This window comes from Nocardioides massiliensis, from assembly GCF_030811215.1.
GTDB lineage: Bacteria > Actinomycetota > Actinomycetes > Propionibacteriales > Nocardioidaceae > Nocardioides_A > Nocardioides_A massiliensis.
Window position 1 is genome coordinate 1,174,330 of the sequence record NZ_JAUSQM010000001.1, and the last position, 18,986, is coordinate 1,193,315.

Here is an 18,986-nt window from a genome sequence, read left to right on the forward strand (position 1 = left end):
CCGGTCAACCGGTCGGCAGCGCGAAGGTCGCCCAGACCAGGTTGTGGTCCGAGGGTGCCCCGGCGGTGCGCTCGGGGTGCACGCCGTACGCCCGGGTCTTGGTGCCGATGCCCTTGCTGAACAGGTAGTCGACCCGGTCCCCGAAGCCGGACTTGTGCGGCTTCTGCGCCCGGAACTTGTTGGTCGAGGAGAACCCGGCGGTGGTCCGCGACCGGGTCTGGCGGCTGTCCCACCATCCGGCGCCGCCCAGCGCCCGCACCGGCCCGACCGCACGCTTCCGCTCGGCGGCCTGGTTGGAGTAGAGGTCGCCGCCGAGGATCACGGCCGGCAGCCGGCCGCCGGTGGCGTGTCGCTTGCGCAGCGTCTCGATCCGCTCGTCGAGGCCGGCGACGTCCTCGCCGAGCGTCCTCAGCCCGTCGAGGTCGGTCGCAGCCTTGCCGTGGCCGAGGTGCAACGACATGACGAGGAACTCCACGCGGGGCGCGGCCGTGGTGCGCAGCAGGCTCCACGGCACGTTGGTGTGGCCGGGGTCGCGACGGTTGCGGACCCGGAGCGTGCCGGTGGCGACCTGGGTGAACTTGTCGGCGTCGTAGAGGATCCGGCTGCCCTCGACCCCGCCGCCGTAGCTGGCGTCGCTGTTGAGCGCCCAGCTCCCGCCGAGGACGGGCGCCACGGTCTGGACGAAGCGCGTGTAGAGTTGTCCTGCGCCGGTGTCGTTCTGCACCTCCTGCAGCACCGCCACGTCGATCTTGGCGTCCTTCATGCGCTGGGCGATCTCGCGGCTGCGCTGGCTCCACGGGCGGGCGCCACCGCACCCGTCGCAGAGGATGTTGTAGGTGCCGACGGTGACGCCGACACCGGCGGCTGCCGGCGCGGGGGCGCCGGGGAGCCGGGTGTGCCACTGCGGACCGCGGCGCGAGGTCTTCGGGGCGAACGCGTTGCCGGCCTCGACGTTGGTCACCAGCGGGTTGCCGAAGGCGGCGGTGGTCAGGTCCACCTCGCGCCCGCGGGCCACGAAGCTGCGCGCGGAGGCCGGCAACCACCGGCTGTTGACGCTGCTGGCGCCGCCGTACGGCCCGGCCTTCACCCGGTAGCGGGTGGCATTGACCGACCGGCCCCACGACACCTGCACACCCCCGTTGACCGGGGTGCTCCGCACGCTGCCCGCGGGGAAGGGTCCGGGGCGCTTGGCCCGCGGCACGGTGGCGATGATGCGCGACCACGGCCCGCGCTGCGTGCCGCGCACAGCGCGGACGGCGATCCAGTGCCTCTTGCCGATCGCGAGCCCGCGCAGACGGGTGCGCGGGGTGGCGACCAGCCGGCTCTTCGCCTGGCGGAACTGCGCGTTGCGTGCCCACCGCACCTGGTAGCTCTTCGCCCGCCGGACCTGACCCCACGACAGCTGGATCACGCCCTGGGGGAGCGGCGTGGCGCCGACGGCCTGCGCCGCCTTGAACCCGCGGACCTTGGGCAGCGGCGCTGCGTGGGCCGGTCCGGTCAGGGCACCGGCGACCAGGGCGAGCGCGAGCGCGACGGCCGTGGCGAGCAGGAGGGGGAGGGCGCGGGTCCGAGTCACTCGTCGACGATAGGCACGTCGTCGGGCGGGCGGAAGGGCGGCGCTGTGAGACGGCCTCTGGCCAAGACCGCGTAGGTGAGGCTAGCCTTACTTCATGGCCGACCTGCTCTCCTCGCTCGACCTCGCTGCGCGGGCCCGCACGATCGTCGCCGCGGCGACCGACGTGCACGTCGACGTGGCTGGCACGGCCGTCGCCGTCCCGTACGTCGACCTCGACGGGGCGCCGATGCTGGTGCTGCCCGCCGGGATGGCGGCGCTGCTGGGCGAGGACCGGATGGTCTGCCTGCGGCTGAGCCACGCGAGTGGGGCCTCGGTCGTGCTGAGCGGGAGCCTCGCGCCGCTCACGTGCGACCTGCTCAGCGGCGACGCGCGCACCGCGGCGGTCGCGGCCAGCCGCCGGCTCCCCGCGCGCGACGGCCGCACCGCCCTGCTGCAGCTGGTCATCGACGCGGTGGTGATCTACGACGAGGACGGTCCCGCCGGCCTCGACCTGGCGGCGTACTGGGAGGCCGGACCGCAGGAGGTGCTCGCCCGCGGCTGGCAGCTCGCCCGCCACCTCAACGCCCACCACGGCGCGGACCTGCGCGCGCTGGCCGCCGGACTGCGGCGCACCGACCCCGCGCGGGTCGCGTCCGCCGAGATCGTGACGATCGATCCCGAGGGCGTGGAGCTGCGCGTCATCGACCGCGAGGGCGGATGGCAGACGCGGGTGGCGTTCGGCCGCTCCTGCGCCTCCCTGCGCGAGGCCGGCAACGCCATCGCGGCGGTGGTCGCGGCCGGCGAGCTGACCAGCGAGCGCTGACCCAGCGCCGGCAGCAGCAAGATCTGCCAGCAGAAGATCGGCGGAAGTCGTCAGAAGATAGGTACTTCGCCTCACGCGCGAAAGCCCTGCGAGGGTCCACGATGAGCCCATGACCCGCACACCGACCGCCCGGCCCGACCCCGCCGAGGCACACCGCGCCACCTCGCCCCGCTCGCGGGCGGTCGTCGACGCGCTGATCCGCGCCGACCTCCTCGATCCCGTACGCCGCGGTGCTGCCGCCGACGTGGTCTCGGAAGTCCTCGACGGGTCCGCCCGGCGCGAGGACGACCGACGCTGGTTGCCCGAGCTGGCGGGCTACGTCGGCGGGGCGTTCGTCGTCGGGGCGGTGCTGTTGTTCTTCCTCCAGACCTGGGACGAGCTGAGTGTCACGGCGCAGATCATCCTGCTCGGCGTGGCCGCCGCCGTGCTGGCCGTGGGCGGCGTGCTGGTGCGAGGCCGCGCTCGCGCGCCTCACGCAACTGGCGCGCACGGTGTCGACGACGTACGGCGCCGGCTGAGCGCCACCCTGTGCGCCGGCGCTGCGCTGAGCGCCGCGGGCGCGGTGGGGCTGCTGGTCGATGAGCTCGACGGCGCGGACTGGGGCGACTGGCCCGGTGCGGCGTTCGCGCTGACCCTGCTGGCCCTCGGCGTCCTGGGCTACCTATGGGCACCCAGCGTCCTCGGACAGCTGGTGATCGTCTGGGGTGTGGTGCAGAGCAGTGCGATGCTGCTCTTCGGCACCATCATCGAGCTCGAGGGCGTCGCGGAGTCGCTCGCCTTCGCCGCCGTCATGCTGCTCGCCGGCGTGAGCTGGCTGGTCCTCGCCGAGCGGCGGGTATGGCGCGAACGGCTTGCCGGTCGGGTGGTCGGCTGCGGTCTCGTGGCACTCGGCGCGCAGTGGCCGATCTTCGGGGTGGCCAACGAGCTCGGCTACCTCCTGAGCCTGCTGGCGGCCGCGGCGGCGTTCGGCGCCTACGTCCGGCTCCGGGCGTGGCCCTACCTGGTCCTCGGCGTCGGGCTGGTGACCGTCGTCGTACCGGAGATCCTGCTCGACTGGACCGACGGCACCCTCGGCGTCGCGGGGGTCCTGCTGGTCGGTGGGCTCATCCTGCTCACCGGCTCGGTGCTGGGCCTGCGGGTCCACCGCGACGCGCACGCCGACGACTGAGTCACGGCAGGGTCCAGACCAGGAGCTCGGTGTCGTCGCGCAGGACCCGCACCCCCGCACCCCCGCCACCGGGCCACCGGACGGTGTCGCCCTCCGTCAGGGGGCCGGCACCCTCCAGCTCCACCGCCCCGGTCGCCACGTGCACGTGCAGGGTCGGGGCATCGGGGAGGCGCAGGCGTGCCCCGGCCCGAGGCCGGGCGGCGTGCAGCACCGCGCCTCGCGTGCCCACCGGAGCCGCGGTGCCCGCACCCGCCACCGGCACCAGCTCGCCGGTCGCGAGTGCGTCGCCGGCGTCGTGGGCGGCGTACGTCGGCTCACCCCCGGGCTCGTCGGGCCGCAGCCACATCTGGACGAATCGCACGGCGCTGCTGGCGCCGGCGTCGCAGGTCTCGGTGTGCCGGACGCCGTCACCGGCCGACAGCCGCTGGGCCGTGCCGGGGACCACCAGTCCGCCGTGGCCGCGGCTGTCCTCGTGCCGCAGGCCGCCGCCGAGGACCCAGGTCACGATCTCGACGTCGCTGTGGGGGTGCTCGGGATAGCCGTGGCCGGGCAGCACGGTGTCGTCGTTGTAGGCCAGCAGCGGTCCGAAGCCCAGGTTGGCCGGGTCGTAGTGCGCTCCGAACGAGAAGGCGTGGTGCGTACGCCGACCCTCGGCCTCGGTGGTGAAGCGGTCGGCGGCGCGGTGGATCAGCGGGGTCGGCGGGTCGGGGCGGGGCACGGGTCCATGCAACCACTTCGGTCGACCCGCGTGCGTCGGGCAGGATGAGGCGCGTGCGAGGCGTACCGGTGGTCGTGGCAGTGGTCGGGGTGGGCTTGTGCGTCCTCGGTGGGTGCAGCGACTCCGGTGCGCCCGAGGCGGACCCCACCCCCGGCGCGCGGACCTCGGCCGGCCCGTCGAGCGCCGCTCCGACCACCCCGGATCCCACGGCGGCCCCCAGCGGCTTCGTCGTCACCGGCATCGACTGTGGGTTGTTGGACCAGCGCCGGGATGCGGCGGAGGACGGGGCGACCGACGGCTTCGCGGACTCCGACCGGTGCGTTGCCAACGCGCTGGCGACGGGCCAGCCCGCGACCTTCCGGTTGGTGACCGAGTCGCTCGAGGGGGAGGCGGTCTTCGCGCTCTTCACCGTCGAGGGCCCGGGACAGCTCACCATCACCGAGGACCACCGCGCGGTGTTGGTCTCGGAGATCGACGAGCGCGTGAAGACCTGCACTGGTGCGCGCAGCCTGTCGGCGCAGGGCACCTGCGAGACCCGCGACGTGGCGCGAGGCGCCGATGGCTGAGCTCGGCGAGCGTCGTCCACTCGGGCCGACACCTTCTCTCACCGGTCAGCTCGTCGTCCCCGTGCCCGAGCTCGCGGCGGTCCTGAGCGATGCCGTGATCGGATTCCTGAGCTGGGCCGGCGAGCTCGACGCCGCGCTCGACCGCCAGCTGGCGGCGTACGTCGGCGACCGCGCCGGCTTCGACTACGCCCTCACCACGCTCAGCACCTTCCCCGACGGGACGGAGTACGTCCCGCCCGCGCCCGGAGCGGGATTTCGCCGCCTGGGCCACCACCTGCACAAGCAGTTCCGTGAGCAGACCCCGCTCGGCGACTTCGGCCACGCGCTGGTGCCGCACCTCGCCGTGCCCACGGCACCCGGTCCGCGCCAGGGCCTGCTGGAGCGGTTGCCAGTGCACTGCCACGCCGCTGAGGTCTGGTTGCGCGCAGCCGACGGCGAGGTGCTCGCGCGCTACGCCTTCGGGACGTCGGCCGCCTGAGCCTGCGGGTGCCGCGCCTCCCGCCGTGCGGGACGCCCCCTCGCCACGTTGACAGCAGTGCTGTCAGGATGTCGGCCATGAGCATCGAGCTGGGCAAGGGAACCGGACCGCTGGCGGGCGTCAAGGTCGTCGAGATCGCAGGCATCGGGCCCGGCCCGCACGCGTGCATGATCCTGGCCGACCTCGGCGCCGACGTGATCCGCGTCGAGCGGCCCGGAGGGCAGTTCATGGCCGGCGGCGCCCACAACGTGCTCAACCGTGGCCGGCCCAGCGTCGCGCTGGACCTGAAGCGGCCCGAGGCCGTGGAGACCGTGCTGCAGCTGGTCGAGCAGGCCGACGTCGTCGTGGAGGGCATGCGGCCCGGCGTCACCGAGCGCCTGGGTCTGGGTCCCGACGACTGCCTGGCCCGCAACCCCCGCATCGTCTACGGGCGCATGACCGGCTGGGGCCAGGACGGTCCGTGGAGCCAGGCGGCCGGGCACGACATGAACTACATCGCGATCACCGGCGCGCTCTATGCCTCCGGGCAGGACAAGGCGCGGCCGCACTTCCCGATGAACCTGCTCGGCGACTTCGGTGGCGGCTCGACGTACCTCGTCATCGGCATCCTGGCCGCGCTCCTGGAGGCGAAGCTCTCCGGCAAGGGCCAGACGGTCGATGCCGCGATCGTCGACGGCACCGCCCACCTCAACGCCATGACCGCGGGCTTCCTCGCCGGCGGGCAGTTCACCGAGGAGCGCGCCGCCAACCTGCTCGACGGCGGCACCCCGTTCTACGACGTCTACGAGACCTCCGACGGCAAGCACATGTCGGTGGGCGCGCTCGAGCCGCAGTTCTTCGCGACCTTCGTGGATCTGCTGGGCGTCGCGGACGTCGTGCCGGGGCAGTTCGAGCTGGATCGCTACGACGAGATGCGTGCGCTGTTCACCGAGCGGTTCGCGTCGCGCACCCAGGCCGAGTGGGCCGAGGTCTTCGACGGCACCGACGCCTGCGTCGCGCCGATCCTGCCGTTCACCGACGCCATCGAGCACCCGCACCTCAAGGCGCGCGAGACCTTCATCGAGCACGCCGGCGTCGTCCAGCCGCAGCCCGCTCCGCGCTTCTCCCGCACCCGCGCCACGCTGAGCTCGCCGCCCAGCCCGGAGGCCGGCACCGACACCCGGGAGGCCCTCGAGGCGTGGGGGATCGCCGGTGTCGACAAGCTGATCGAGGACGGGGTCGCGGTCCAGGCATGACCTGGCCGGTCGTCGACGGCCTGCGCGCACTCGAGCTCGGCACGCCCGGGGCGCTGCGGCAGGAGCTCAACGCTCTGGTGCTCGCGGGACGCAAGCAGGCCACCGCCGGGCTCCTGAGTGAGTACGCCGAGGAGCAGGAGCCGCTCGAGCACGTCGGCGAGAGGCTCGCATTGCTGGACGACGACGGTCGCCGGGTCGCCACCGTCGAGGTCACCGCGATCGAGGTCCTGCGCTTCGCCGACGTGCCGTGGGAGTTCGCGGCCGCCGAGGGCGAGGGCGACGCCGACCTCGAGGAGTGGCGCGCCGGGCACCGCGGCTACTGGGAGCGCACCGGCACCCCGGTCACCGACGACACCGCGATCGTCTGCGTGCGGTTCGTGCTCGTCTGAGCGGACCGTCGACCGGGCAGACGCAGCGAGAACCAGCTGAAATCGCCGGATCCGACGCCGTTTGCCCGGCTGGCGGTACGCCCTACTGCGCGCGCTTGGCGATCGTCTCGCGCTTGAGCTCGTCCACGGCGCCCTCGAACGCCGCTACGAGCGCCTGGACGGTGACCGGCTTGAGCCGCTCGATGATCTGCTGCAGCTGCTCGGGCGGCACCCCGCCCTCGGCGTACGCCGCCTTGTAGGCCGGCCAGGCGCGGGTGCGGAAGTTCTCGGTGAGCTCCTCGGCCATCGCGCGGCCGTACTTCTGGAAGATCTCGTGGGACACGAGCGCGGCCTCGAGCGGCATCCCGAGCTCGAGGATGGAGACCCCGACCGACAGGTGCGCGGTGGCGACCTGGAACTGGCCGTCGTCGGTGCGGCTGACGATGCCGAAGGCGCCGAGGGTGTCGAGGTCCTCGTCGCTCAGCGTGCGGCCGGCGCGCCGGTCGAGCTCCTCGCGGGAGACGGTCTCGGGCAGGTCGGGCATCCACGGCGCGAGCAGGGTGCGGTGCAGCGCGATCGTCTCGGGGGTCGCGTCCTCGGGGAGGCGGGCGAGGTACTTCTCGATCGCCGCGAGCGTGAACCCGTGCACCTGCAGCTCGCGGATCATCTCCAGCCGCGCGAGGTGGTCGGCGGTGTAGTAGCCGGACCGGCCGCGCCGGATCGGCGCCGGGAGCAGTCCCTTGGAGGTGTAGAAGCGGACGTTGCGCACGCTCGTCGCCGCGCGCTCGGTGAGCTCCTCGAGGGTCAGCAGCTCCCGCTCGTCCGCATCCTGCGGCGCTGGGGACTGGCTGCTCATCGGCGTGCTCCTCTGACGGTCGCGGGAACAGATGTGACCTGGACCCTGTTGACGACGCTAACAGTATTGGTGTCACAATCGAGTGGCACACCAACCCCCCGAGAGTAGGGACGTTCCATGGCGCAGGCCCCTGAAGCATTCGTGTACGACGCCCTCCGCACGCCCCGTGGCATCGGCAAGGCGAAGGGATCGCTGCACGAGGTCAAGCCCGTCGACCTCGTCGTCGGTCTCCTCGACGCGGTCAAGGAGCGCAACCCCGGGCTCGACCCCAACAACGTCGACGACGTCGTGCTCGGTGTCGTGAGCCCGCTCGGGGACCAGGGCGGCGACATCGCCAAGACCGCGGCGCTCGCCGCCGGCTACCCCGACACCGTCGCCGGTGTGCAGCTCAACCGCTTCTGCGCCTCCGGCCTCGAGGCGGTCAACCAGGCCGCGCAGCGCGTCCGCTCCGGCTTCGAGGACCTGATCCTCGCCGGTGGCGTGGAGTCCATGAGCCGCGTGCCGATGGGCAGCGACGGCGGCGCCTGGGCCTCCGACCCGGCCACCGCGTTCGCCGCCGGGTTCGTCCCGCAGGGCATCGGCGCCGACCTGATCGCCACCCTGGAGGGCTGGAGCCGTGAGGACGTCGACGCGTACGCCGCCCAGTCCAACGTCCGCGCTGCCGCGGCGTGGGAGGACGGCCGTTTCGCCAACTCGGTGATCCCGGTCAAGGACAAGAACGGCCTGACCGTGCTCGACCACGACGAGCTGATCCGTCCCGGCACGACCGTCGAGACGCTGTCGAAGCTGAACCCGTCCTTCGCCGGCATCGGTGACCAGGCCGGCTTCGACGCCGTCGCGCTCGAGAAGTACCACTGGGTGGAGAAGATCAACCACGTCCACCACGCCGGCAACTCCTCGGGCATCGTCGACGGCGCCGCGCTGGTCGTCCTGGGCAGCGAGGCGGCAGGCACGGCGAACGGCCTCACCCCGCGCGCCCGCATCATCGCCACCGCCGTCTCCGGCGCCGACCCGACGATCATGCTCACCGGTCCCGCGCCCGCGGCCCGCAAGGCGCTGGCCAAGGCCGGCCTCGAGGTCGGCGACATCGACCTGTTCGAGATCAACGAGGCGTTCGCCGCGGTCGCCATGCGCTTCATGCGCGACATGGGCATCAGCGACGAGATCACCAACGTCAACGGCGGCGCCATCGCCATGGGTCACCCCCTGGGCGCCACCGGCGCGATGATCCTCGGCACCCTCGTCGACGAGCTCGAGCGGCGCGACCTGCGCCGCGGCCTCGCCACGCTCTGCGTCGGCGGCGGCATGGGCATCGCCACGATTGTTGAGCGGGTCTGACGGAGGTACGACGTCAGCCCCGCTGAGGGTGGTCGAGTAAGCGACCGCGGCTGAGGAACGAAGCCGCGCAGAGCGCATCGAGACCCAGTGAGATCACCGGCGGCCCTTCGGCCGGCTGCCCCACGAACTTTCGAGACAGAGAAGAGACCCATGAGCGACACCACGCAGAGCGCGATCCGCTACGAGAAGGACTCCGACGGCATCGTCACCCTGGTCCTGGACGACCCGACGGCCAGCGCCAACACCATGAACGACCTCTACCGCACGTCGATGGACGAGGTCGTCGCCAAGCTCGAGGCCGAGGACGGCCTCGCGGGCGTCATCATCACCTCGGCCAAGAAGACCTTCTTCGCCGGTGGCAACCTCAAGCAGCTGCTCGAGGTCGGCCCCGACCAGGCCGAGGAGGCGTTCGCGATGTGCGAGGCCGTCAAGGCCCAGCTGCGTCGCCTCGAGCGCCTGCCCGTCCCCGTCGTGTCCTGCATCAACGGCGCGGCGCTCGGCGGCGGCTTCGAGATCGCGCTGGCGACCAACTACCGCATCGCCGTCGACGGCCCCGGTGTCGTCGTCGGGCTGCCCGAGGTCTCCCTCGGCCTGCTGCCCGGCGGTGGCGGGGTGACCCGCACCGTCCGCCTGCTCGGCCTGCAGTCCGCGCTGCTCGACGTGCTGCTCGAAGGCAAGCAGTTCAAGGCCGCGAAGGCCAAGGAGAAGGGTCTGGTCGACGAGCTGGTCGCCAGCGCCGACGAGCTCGTCCCGGCCGCCAAGAAGTACATCGCGGCGCAGGCCGGCGACGAGGAGGCCGGCGTCCAGCCGTGGGACCGCAAGGGCTACAAGATGCCCGGTGGTACGCCGAAGTCCCCCGCGCTCGCGGGCTTCCTTCCGGCGTTCCCGGCGATGCTGCGCAAGCAGCTCAAGGGCGCCAACTACCCCGCGCCGCGCGCCATCATGTCGGCCGCGGTCGAGGGTGCGCAGGTCGACTTCGACACCGCCTCGCGGATCGAGTCGCGCTACTTCACCCAGCTGGTCACGGGCCAGAACGCCAAGAACATGATCCAGGCGTTCTTCTTCGACCTGCAGGCGCTCAACGGCACCAAGCTGCGCCCGGAGGGCTACGACCGCTACACCGCCAAGAAGGTCGGCGTCCTCGGCGCCGGCATGATGGGCGCGGGCATCGCGTACTCCTGCGCGCGGGCCGGCATGGAGGTCGTCCTCAAGGACGTCAGCGTCGAGAACGCCGAGAAGGGCAAGGCCTACAGCCAGAAGATCATGGACAAGGCCGTCGACCGCGGCCAGTCCACGCCCGAGAAGCGCGAGGAGCTGCTCGCGCGGATCACCCCGACCGCCGACGCCGCCGACCTCGCCGGCTGCGACCTCGTGATCGAGGCCGTCTTCGAGGACCCGGCACTCAAGGCCAAGGTCTTCGCCGAGGTGCTCGACGTGGTGAACAAGGACGCGCTGCTGTGCTCCAACACCTCGACCCTGCCGATCACCGAGCTCGCGGCCGGCGTCGACCGCCCGGCTGACTTCGTCGGGCTGCACTTCTTCTCGCCGGTCGACAAGATGCCGCTGGTCGAGATCATCCGCGGTGAGCAGACCTCCGAGGAGGCCATCGCCAAGGCGATCGACGTGGTGCAGCAGCTGAAGAAGACCCCGATCGTGGTCAACGACAGCCGGGGCTTCTACACCAGCCGGGTCATCGGCACCTTCGTCAACGAGGGCATCGCGATGCTCGCCGAGGGCGTCAGCCCGCACACGATCGAGCGCGCGGCCACCCAGGCCGGCTACCCGGTCGGCACGCTCCAGCTCTCCGATGAGCTCAACATGGAGCTGATGGCCAAGATCCGCAAGGCCACTCAGGAGGCCGAGGGCGACGCCTACGTCGCCCACCCGGCCGACGCGATCATCGACACGATGATCGAGGCCGGCCGTCCGGGTCGCCTGCGGGGCGCCGGCTTCTACGACTACGACGAGAACGGCAAGCGCCTCGGCTTCTGGGAGGAGCTCACCGACAAGTTCCCGACCGCCGAGGAGCAGCCGCCGATCGAGGACCTGCGCGACCGGCTCATGGCGATCGAGGCGCTCGAGACCGCCAAGTGCTTCGAGGAGGGCGTCATCACCTCGTCGGCCGCGGCCAACATCGGCGCGATCATGGGCATCGGCTACCCGCCGCCCACCGGTGGCACCGTGCAGTTCATGGTCGGCTACGAGGACACCTCCGGGCGCCGCGGCCTGACGGGCTTCGTCGACCGCGCCCAGGAGCTGGCCAAGAAGTACGGCGAGCGCTTCGAGCCCACGCCGTACCTCGTGCAGATGGCGGAGAAGGGCGAGTCCTTCCCCGCCTGAGGCCTCCTACTCCCCACCCCGAGCGTCGTCCTCCGCCCCCGCGGAGCGCGCTCAGGGTGGGGAGTATCGCGTTGTCGGGGCTCAGGACCCGTGCCGCGGGACCGATACTGGGAGGGTCACCGTCCGTCGGACCCGAGGTACGCCGTGTTCCCCCCGCCCGCACCACCGCCTGCCGTCGACGTCCGCGACCTGTGGGTGCGGTTCGGCGAGGTCGAGGCCGTGCGCGGGATCGGGTTCGCGGTCGAGCCCGGCGCCGCGGTGGGCCTGCTGGGGCGCAACGGTGCGGGCAAGTCGACGACCATGAAGGTCCTGGCCGGGGTGTTCCCGGCCACCGACGGCACGGTGCTGGTCGCCGGCATCGAGCAGCGCCGCGACCCGCTGACCGTCAAGCAGCTGGTGGGCTACTGCCCCGACGTCGGCGGCCTCGTCCCGCGCGCGACGCCGTGGGAGCACCTCCAGCTCTCCGCCCGGCTGCGCCGGATGCGCGACTGGGAGGAGCGGGCCCGTGACCTGCTCGAGGTCTTCGAGCTCGGCGACGTCGCCCATCGCGTCACGGCCGGCTTCAGTCACGGGATGGGGCGGCGGCTCTCGGTCGTCCTCGCGGCGTTCCACCAGCCCCGCGTGCTGCTGCTCGACGAGCCGTTCGACGGGGTCGACCCGCTCGGGGTGGAGGCGACGCTCAAGGTGATCGCCGAGGCGCGCGCATCGGGCGCGGCTGTCCTGGTCTCGACCCACCTGCGCGACCTCGCGGTCCTCGCCTGCGACGACGCCCACGTCATGCGCGGGGGCCGGATCGTCGGCAGCCTGCCGTCGGCGGAGCTCGAAGGGGACCGCGGTGCTCACACCTACCGTGCCCTCCTGGACTGAACGCGTCCGCCGCTCCGTCGCCGACGTCGGACCGCTGCTGCGCTTCCGGGCCGCGACGCTGCGCGGTCACGCCCGGCGCCGGATGGCGATCGTGGCGGGCGTCCTGCTCGGCTGCACCCTCGCGGCCGCCATCGTCCCGGCGTACGTCGCCGACGCCGGCCAGGAGGGACGGGCCGGCGAGCTGCTCCTGCTGCTGCCCTCGGCCTACCTCGGTGTCCTCGGCATCGCCATCGTCTCGGCCGCGGCGGCCGGAGGTGGCCGCGAGCTGCTGCTGCGCGACGAGGGCGTCACGTTCCCGGTCAGCCCGACCACCGACCACCTCGGCAGCCTGCTGCTCGCCCCGCTCAACATCGCCTGGCTGCTGCAGACCTGGGCGGTGCTGGGCGCGACGGCGTACGCCTGGGGTCCCGACCGGCTGCTGTGGGTGCAGCTGCCGATCGTGCTGTGGGTGCTGGTCGCGACCGCGGCCGCGCAGGTGCTGGCCTGGTCCTATGAGTGCGTACGCCGCTCGCGACACGGCCGGTTCGCGACGTTGGCGATCGTGGTGGCCGGCGCCGGCCTGGCGTCGCTGGTCGTGGCCGCCGGCCGGGTGACCGCGCTGCTGGACCAGGCGCCGACGATCCGGCTCGCGCTGCTCGGTGGCGCCGCGCGGGACGGCCGGTGGGCGGACTACGCGCCGGGCCTGCTCCTGCTGGTCCTGGCGCTCGTCGCTCTGGTGGCGCTGGGCGCCGTGCCGGCCCACCGGCTCGCACGGATGCCGACCCGCGAGGAGTCGGCGCTGGAGACCAGCCACTATGCGCCTCGCGCCACCCCGCACGCCTGGGCGGCGGACCTGCGGATGATGCTGCGCCTCGACCGCGCCGGGGTGTGGCGCTCGGTGCCGCTGCGCCGCGGCGTGGCGGTGCTCGCCGTGCTGCCGGGCGCGGCCGCGCTCGCCGGCGGGTTGGGCTGGGACACCCTGCTCATCATGCCGGGCCTGGTGGGCTCCGGTGGTGCGCTGCTCTTCGGGGTCAACGCGTGGTGCCTCGACGGCGGTGGTGGGTTCTGGCGCGAGACGCTGCCGGTGCGGCCCGGGGTCGCGCTCGCCGCGCGGGCGATCGTGCTCGCCGAGGTGCTGCTCATCGCGACCGGGGTCACCGTGTTCCTCGCCGGCCTGCGCGCCGGCTGGCCCGCCCCCACCGAGCTCGCCGCGCTGGTCTGCGCCACCGTCGTGGTCACGCTGATGGTTACCGGTCGCGCCCTGCAGTGGTCCGTCACCACGCCGTACGCCGCCGACCTGCGCAGCGCGCGTGCCACCCCGGCCCCGCCGGCGGCGATGTTCGGCTACTCCGTGCGGTTGGCGTCGGTGACGACCCTGGTGAGCCTGCTCTTCGCCGCCACCTCCCGCCTCGACGACTGGTGGGTGCCGGTGCTGCTCGCCGTACCCTTCGTCTGCTTCGGGGCGCTGCGGCTGTATCGGGTCGCGCGGCGCTGGGACGACCCGGCCGTGCGGGGACGGGTCGTGGCGACCGTCGCCGGCTGAGGACGCCGACAGGTCCCCACAGTCCGCAGGTACTGTCCCGGCATGGACTTCGCGCCCTCACCTCGCGCCGCCGACCTCACCGCCCGCGTGCGCGCGTTCATCGCCGAGCACGTCACGCCCATCGAGGCCGACTACCACCGCACCATCCGCGAGACCCGCGAGAGCGGCGGGGACGCCTGGCAGCAGCTGCCGGTGCTGGCCGAGCTGCAGGCGAAGGCCCGCGAGCAGGGCCTGTGGAACCTGTGGCTACCGCACTCCTCCCACGAGCCGAAGGTGTTGGAGTACGCCGAGACCTATGGACCCGACGGTGGCGACGGGCTGACCAACGCCGACTACGCGCCGATCGCGGAGGAGACCGGCCGGTCGTTCCTGGCGCCGTACGTCTTCAACTGCAACGCTCCCGACACCGGCAACATGGAGGTGCTGCTGCGCTACGGCACCCCCGAGCAGCGCGCGCAGTGGCTCGAGCCGTTGCTGGACGGGCGGATCCGCAGCGCGTTCACGATGACCGAGCCCGGCACGGCGTCCTCCGATGCCACCAACATGGAGGCCACGGCCGTCGTCGACGGTGACTCCGTGCACATCAACGGGCGCAAGTGGTGGTCGACCGGCGTGGGCCACCCCGACTGCAAGATCTTCATCTTCATGGGCCATTCCGGGGACCCCGACGCCGATCGGCACCACCAGCACACGATGGTGCTCGTGCCCGCGGACGCCGAGGGCGTGAAGGTCGAGCGGATGCTCACCACGATGGGGATGTATGACGAGCCGTTCGGCCACGGCGAGGTGTCCTTCGCCGACGTGCGGGTGCCGCGCGAGAACGTGCTGGTCGGCCCCGGCGAGGCCTTCGGGATCGCCCAGGGCCGGCTCGGCCCGGGACGGGTGCACCACTGCATGCGGCTCATCGGTCTCGCCGAGGAGGCGCTCGAGCGCGCTTGCCGGCGCGGGCTCGAGCGCACCGCGTTCGGCAAGCCGCTGGTCAACCTCGGCGGCAACCGCGAGCGGATCGCCGAGGCGCGCATCGCCATCGAGCAGGTGCGGCTGCTGGTGCACAAGACCGCCTGGCTGCTCGACACCGGCGGACCACTGGCCGCCCTCAGCGAGGTCAGCCAGATCAAGGTCGCCGCACCCGCGATGGCCCAGCAGGTCGTCGACCTGGCCATCCAGCTGCACGGCGGTGGCGGACTGAGCGACGACTTCCCGCTCGCCGCGATGTGGACCACCGCCCGCGCGCTGCGCCTGGCCGACGGGCCCGACGAGGTGCACCGCGGCGTCGTCGCGCGGCTCGAGCTGGGGCGCTACAGGTGAGCCGCGTCCTGATCACCGGCGCCGCGTCCGGGCTCGGCGCTGCGCTGACGACCGCCTTCCGTGCCCGCGGCGACGAGGTGCTCGCCACCGACCTGCCGGGCCGGGACGGCATCGACCTGGCGCTCGACATCACCTCGGGCGACGACTGGGAGGCCGCCCGTGACCACGTCGAGCAGACTTGGGGCGGGCTCGACGTCCTGGTCAACAACGCCGGTGTCGCCGGCGGCGGCCGCATCGACGTCGCCGACCTCGACGAGTGGCAGTGGATCTTCGACATCAACCTCTTCGGCATGGTGCGCGGGTGTCGCACGTTCACGCCGATGCTCAAGGCGCAGCGCTCGGGGCGCATCGTCAACGTCGCCTCGCTGGCCGGGCTCGTGCACCCCGCAGGGATGGCCTCCTACAACGCGGTGAAGGCAGCCGTCGTGGCGCTCTCGGAGACGCTGGGTCACGAGCTGGCGGCGTACGGCGTGGGGTGCACCGTGGTCTGCCCGGGCTACTTCCGCACCAACCTGATGGAGAGCCTGCAGGGCCGCGACGCCGCCCTGGCGACGGTGATGCGCCACCTCGTCGAGGGCTCCCCGGTCTCGGCCGACGACGTCGCCACAGCCGTGCTGGCCGGCATCGACGAGGGCGCCGAGATCGTGCTGCCCGACGAGGGTGCGCAGCTGGCGTACGGACTGAAGACGGGCGACCGCGCCGGCTACGACGCCGTGATGCGCGCGCAGGCGGTCAAGCTGGAGGAGGCAGCGGGTGAGTGAGGACCGGGGCGAGGACAGGGACGGCGCGCGCGAGGTCCGCGCGGAGGACGCCTTCGACGCCGCGGCGGTCGACGCCTGGCTGCGCGAGCACGCGGCCGACTGGGCGCAGCCGTTCCCGGAGGGCGTGCCGGAGGTCCGGCAGTTCCCGGGCGGCGCGTCCAACCTGACCTACCAGCTCACCTGGGGCGAGCCGCCGGGCGGCCGGCAGCTGATCCTGCGCCGACCCCCGCGCGGCGTGAAGGCCAAGAGCGCCCACGACATGGGCCGCGAGCACCGCATCCAGGCGGCCCTGCGCCCGGTGTTCGGACGGGTGCCGCGGATGGCGGCGTACGCCGATCCCGCGACCGGCGAGCAGATCCTCGGCGCGGAGTCCGGCACCGAGTTCTACGTCATGGAGAAGCTCGAGGGCACGATCCTGCGCCAGGACCTGCCGGCCGGGATGAGCCTGACGCGCGAGCAGGCGCGCACCCTGTCGACGCGGATGATCGACACGCTCGTCGACCTGCACGACGTCGACGTCGAGACGGCCGGGCTCGCCGACCTCGGCCGCGGACCGGGGTACGTCGCCCGCCAGGTCACCGGCTGGACCGACCGCTACGCCCGCGCCCGCACCGACGACGTCGGCGACTTCGCCGAGGTCGCGGCGTGGCTGGCCGCCGAGCAGCCGCCCGACGCGGGGATGTGCCTGATCCACAACGACTACCGCTTCGACAACGTGGTGCTCGGACCCGACCTCGAGGTCGTCGGGCTGCTCGACTGGGAGCTGGCCACCGTCGGCGACCCGCTCATGGATCTCGGTGCGGTCGTGGCCTACTGGACGCAAGGCGACGACGACGAGATGTTCCAGCTCTTCCGCCGTCAGCCGACCCACCTGCCCGGCATGTTGACCCGCGCGCAGGTGTGGGACCACTACGCCGCGCGCACCGGCCGGGCCGTCGGCGAGGGCGAGCGGATCTTCTACGAGGCGTTCGGGCTGTTCCGCCTGGCCGTGATCGCGCAGCAGATCTACTACCGCTACGTGCACAAGCAGACGACCAACCCGTCCTTCGCGGTCTTCGGCACCGTCGTCAACGAGCTCCAGGCGCGCTGCGAGCGGTTGATCGCCACCGGTGACGGCAACGCCACGCGGGCGCAGGGGTCGAGCGCCTGATGGGCCAGATCCTGCTGGTCCGCCACGGTCAGGCCTCCTGGGGCGCCGCGGACTACGACCAGCTCTCCGAGCTCGGCGGCGCCCAGTCGCGCGCGCTCGGCGAGACCCTCGCGGCGCGGGGGGTGGAGCCGGCGTACCTCGTGCGGGGTGGGCTGCGCCGCCACGCCCAGACCGCCGACGGCGTGCTCGACGGCTCCGGCTGGGACCTCGACGTCACGGTCGACACCGACTGGGACGAGTTCGGCCACAGCGACATCTTCGAGCGGCACGCCACGGGACTGGCGGAGGGTGAGTCGTTCGCCGACGAGGTCGCCTTCCGCACCTGGTTCGACGGCGCCGTCGACCGCTGGGTGGGCGGGGAGTTCGACCACGAGTACGCCGAGACGTTCACGGACTTCACCACGCGCGTCGAGGCGGCGCTGGAGCGGACCGTCGAGGCGGTGGCCGGCGGGCGGCGTACGGCGGTGGTGTTCACCTCTGGCGGCACGATCTCCTGGGTCGTCACGCGCCTGCTCGGCGGTGGGGATCCCTTGATGTGGCGGCGGCTGAACTTCGTCACCGCCAACGCCTCGGTCACCAAGGTCCTGTCGGGCAAGGCCGGACCTACGCTGCTCACCTACAACGACCACAGCCACTTCGAGGGCGACGCCGCCCACCTGCTGACCTACCGCTGACCCCCCCACGAGTCGTGGGTCTGACGCCTTCCCATGGGGAGGGCTCGGCCCCACGACTGGAAGGAACCCGATGTCCGTCACCCTGATCACGGGCGCCAGCTCCGGCCTCGGCGCCGAGATGGCCCGCCAGCTCGCTGCGAAGGGCGAGGACCTCGCGCTGTGCGCACGGCGTACTGATCGCCTGGAGGAGCTGAAGGCCGAGATCGCCGCCGCACACCCCGGCCGCCGGGTGGAGGTGCGGGCGCTCGACGTCAACGACGAGGAGCAGGTCTTCGAGGTCTTCCGCGCGTTCGCGTCCGACTTCGGCCGGCTCGACCGGATCGTGCTCAACGCCGGCATCGGCAAGGGTGCGCCGATCGGCACCGGGATGCAACACGCCAACCGGCAGACCGCGATGACCAACTTCGTCGCCGCCCTCGCCCAGACCGAGGCGGCGATGGAGGTCCTGCGCGCGCAGAACTCCGGCCAGCTGGTGATGGTGTCGTCGATGTCGGCGATGCGCGGGATGCCGAAGGCCACCGCGACGTACGCCGCCACGAAGGTCGCGGTCGCGCGCCTGGTCGAGGGGCTGCGGGTGGAGCTCTACGGCTCGCCGATCAAGTTCACCGTGCTCTATCCGGGCTACATCAACTCCGAGATGAACCCCGAGGGGACCAAGGCGCCATTCATCGTCGGCACGGAGAAGGGGGTCGCGGCGATGGTCGAGGCGATCCTCAAGGAGAAGGGCTCGGCCTACGTCCCCGGCTGGCCGTGGGCCGTCCTCGGTCCGGTGATGAAGGTGCTGCCGGTGCCGCTGCTGCGCCGGATGGTCTGATCATCGTCGGGCGGGCGACGAGGGTTCCGCGCCGTGACTAGAGTGCAGGCCATGAGCAACCGGGTCGTGCACTTCGAGGTGCCCTTCGACGACGGCGATCGGGCGCGGTCGTTCTATGGCGAGGCGTTCGGCTGGAGGTTCCACGACGCCCTGGGCCGCCACTACGTCAACGTCGAGCCGGGGCCCGTCGACGAGGACGGCAGGCCGGTCCACCCCGGCTCGATCAACGGCGGGCTGCTCCGCCGCGAGTCGCCCACCGACCGGCCGATGGTGACCATCCAGGTCGACGACATCGAGGCGGCGCTGGCGAAGATCGAGGAGGCCGGTGGGACGGTCGTGCTCTCCCCGCAGCACGTCGCCGACTACGGCAAGACGGCCTACTTCAAGGACACCGAGGGCAACCAGATGGGGTTGTGGGAGCCGGCCTGACGGCCTGATCCGGGCT

The 18,986-nt window shown here is 72.6% G+C and carries 19 protein-coding genes; 16 read left to right on the forward strand and 3 right to left on the reverse strand.

Annotation, left to right across the window (positions count from 1 at the left end; all coding sequences use genetic code 11):
• Positions 1-4: 4 nt before the first annotated feature.
• Positions 5-1,576 (reverse strand): endonuclease/exonuclease/phosphatase family protein, encoded by a 1,572-nt coding sequence (locus J2S59_RS05935; protein ID WP_068123503.1) that lies wholly within the window; start codon positions 1,574-1,576, stop codon positions 5-7.
• Positions 1,577-1,670: 94 nt separating this feature from the next.
• Between J2S59_RS05935 and J2S59_RS05940 the strand changes: the two genes are divergently transcribed.
• Both J2S59_RS05940 and J2S59_RS05945 read left to right on the forward strand, forming a co-directional pair.
• A complete protein-coding gene (locus tag J2S59_RS05940; RefSeq protein ID WP_068123506.1) occupies positions 1,671-2,378 on the forward strand; it encodes a DUF2470 domain-containing protein in 708 nt (235 codons plus the stop codon).
• Positions 2,379-2,487: 109 nt separating this feature from the next.
• Positions 2,488-3,546, forward strand: coding sequence for a hypothetical protein (locus tag J2S59_RS05945; RefSeq protein WP_068123508.1), 1,059 nt, complete (start codon positions 2,488-2,490; stop codon positions 3,544-3,546).
• 1 nt (position 3,547) lies between these two features.
• On the opposite strand, the gene J2S59_RS05950 is transcribed toward J2S59_RS05945, so the two are convergent.
• Positions 3,548-4,264 carry a pirin family protein gene (locus J2S59_RS05950; RefSeq protein ID WP_220138567.1) on the reverse strand — a complete coding sequence of 239 codons (717 nt, stop codon included), beginning with the start codon at positions 4,262-4,264 and terminating at the stop codon, positions 3,548-3,550.
• Positions 4,265-4,317: 53 nt separating this feature from the next.
• On the opposite strand from J2S59_RS05950, the gene J2S59_RS05955 reads away from it, so the two are divergent.
• The 4 genes from J2S59_RS05955 to J2S59_RS05970 all read left to right on the forward strand — a co-directional run bounded on the left by J2S59_RS05955 (position 4,318) and on the right by J2S59_RS05970 (position 6,932).
• Positions 4,318-4,830 carry a hypothetical protein gene (locus tag J2S59_RS05955; protein ID WP_181642453.1) on the forward strand — a complete coding sequence of 171 codons (513 nt, stop codon included), beginning with the start codon at positions 4,318-4,320 and terminating at the stop codon, positions 4,828-4,830.
• Positions 4,823-5,308, forward strand: coding sequence for a hypothetical protein (locus tag J2S59_RS05960; protein ID WP_068123514.1), 486 nt, complete (start codon positions 4,823-4,825; stop codon positions 5,306-5,308). Before J2S59_RS05955 ends, J2S59_RS05960 begins: the two co-directional genes overlap by 8 nt.
• A gap of 77 nt (positions 5,309-5,385) precedes the next feature.
• On the forward strand, positions 5,386-6,543 hold the full coding sequence (locus J2S59_RS05965; protein WP_068123516.1) for a CaiB/BaiF CoA transferase family protein: 1,158 nt from the start codon (positions 5,386-5,388) through the stop codon (positions 6,541-6,543).
• Positions 6,540-6,932, forward strand: coding sequence for an ASCH domain-containing protein (locus J2S59_RS05970; protein ID WP_068123519.1), 393 nt, complete (start codon positions 6,540-6,542; stop codon positions 6,930-6,932). Before J2S59_RS05965 ends, J2S59_RS05970 begins: the two co-directional genes overlap by 4 nt.
• Positions 6,933-7,014: 82 nt before the next feature.
• Here the strand turns inward: J2S59_RS05970 and J2S59_RS05975 are convergent, their stop codons facing one another.
• Positions 7,015-7,767, reverse strand: a complete 753-nt coding sequence (locus tag J2S59_RS05975; protein WP_068123523.1) for a MerR family transcriptional regulator — start codon at positions 7,765-7,767, stop codon at positions 7,015-7,017.
• A gap of 117 nt (positions 7,768-7,884) precedes the next feature.
• Here J2S59_RS05975 and J2S59_RS05980 point away from each other — a divergent pair, with 117 nt between their 5' ends.
• The 10 genes from J2S59_RS05980 to J2S59_RS06025 all read left to right on the forward strand — a co-directional run bounded on the left by J2S59_RS05980 (position 7,885) and on the right by J2S59_RS06025 (position 18,970).
• Positions 7,885-9,105 carry an acetyl-CoA C-acetyltransferase gene (locus J2S59_RS05980; protein WP_068123526.1) on the forward strand — a complete coding sequence of 407 codons (1,221 nt, stop codon included), beginning with the start codon at positions 7,885-7,887 and terminating at the stop codon, positions 9,103-9,105.
• Between the two features lie 150 nt (positions 9,106-9,255).
• Complete coding sequence (locus J2S59_RS05985; protein WP_068123529.1) at positions 9,256-11,445, forward strand: 3-hydroxyacyl-CoA dehydrogenase NAD-binding domain-containing protein; 2,190 nt, start codon at positions 9,256-9,258, stop codon at positions 11,443-11,445.
• Positions 11,446-11,589: 144 nt separating this feature from the next.
• A complete protein-coding gene (locus tag J2S59_RS05990) occupies positions 11,590-12,312 on the forward strand; it encodes an ABC transporter ATP-binding protein (RefSeq protein WP_068123532.1) in 723 nt (240 codons plus the stop codon).
• The gene (locus tag J2S59_RS05995) at positions 12,281-13,834 is read left to right on the forward strand and encodes a hypothetical protein (RefSeq protein WP_306824915.1); all 1,554 of its coding nucleotides are present in this window, start codon (positions 12,281-12,283) and stop codon (positions 13,832-13,834) included. The genes J2S59_RS05990 and J2S59_RS05995 overlap by 32 nt, the downstream gene beginning before the upstream one ends.
• 42 nt (positions 13,835-13,876) lie before the next feature.
• Positions 13,877-15,142 (forward strand): acyl-CoA dehydrogenase family protein, encoded by a 1,266-nt coding sequence (locus J2S59_RS06000; RefSeq protein WP_068123537.1) that lies wholly within the window; start codon positions 13,877-13,879, stop codon positions 15,140-15,142.
• Positions 15,139-15,903: an SDR family NAD(P)-dependent oxidoreductase gene (locus tag J2S59_RS06005; protein WP_068123540.1), complete on the forward strand. Its 765-nt coding sequence runs from the start codon at positions 15,139-15,141 to the stop codon at positions 15,901-15,903. Before J2S59_RS06000 ends, J2S59_RS06005 begins: the two co-directional genes overlap by 4 nt.
• Positions 15,896-17,053 carry a phosphotransferase family protein gene (locus tag J2S59_RS06010; RefSeq protein ID WP_068123544.1) on the forward strand — a complete coding sequence of 386 codons (1,158 nt, stop codon included), beginning with the start codon at positions 15,896-15,898 and terminating at the stop codon, positions 17,051-17,053. Before J2S59_RS06005 ends, J2S59_RS06010 begins: the two co-directional genes overlap by 8 nt.
• Entirely contained in the window at positions 17,053-17,727 is a 675-nt protein-coding gene (locus J2S59_RS06015) for a histidine phosphatase family protein (protein WP_306824916.1), read from the forward strand. Before J2S59_RS06010 ends, J2S59_RS06015 begins: the two co-directional genes overlap by 1 nt.
• A 70-nt stretch (positions 17,728-17,797) precedes the next feature.
• Positions 17,798-18,541: an SDR family oxidoreductase gene (locus J2S59_RS06020; protein WP_068120355.1), complete on the forward strand. Its 744-nt coding sequence runs from the start codon at positions 17,798-17,800 to the stop codon at positions 18,539-18,541.
• Between the two features lie 51 nt (positions 18,542-18,592).
• Positions 18,593-18,970 carry a VOC family protein gene (locus tag J2S59_RS06025; protein WP_068120360.1) on the forward strand — a complete coding sequence of 126 codons (378 nt, stop codon included), beginning with the start codon at positions 18,593-18,595 and terminating at the stop codon, positions 18,968-18,970.
• Positions 18,971-18,986: the final 16 nt, after the last annotated feature.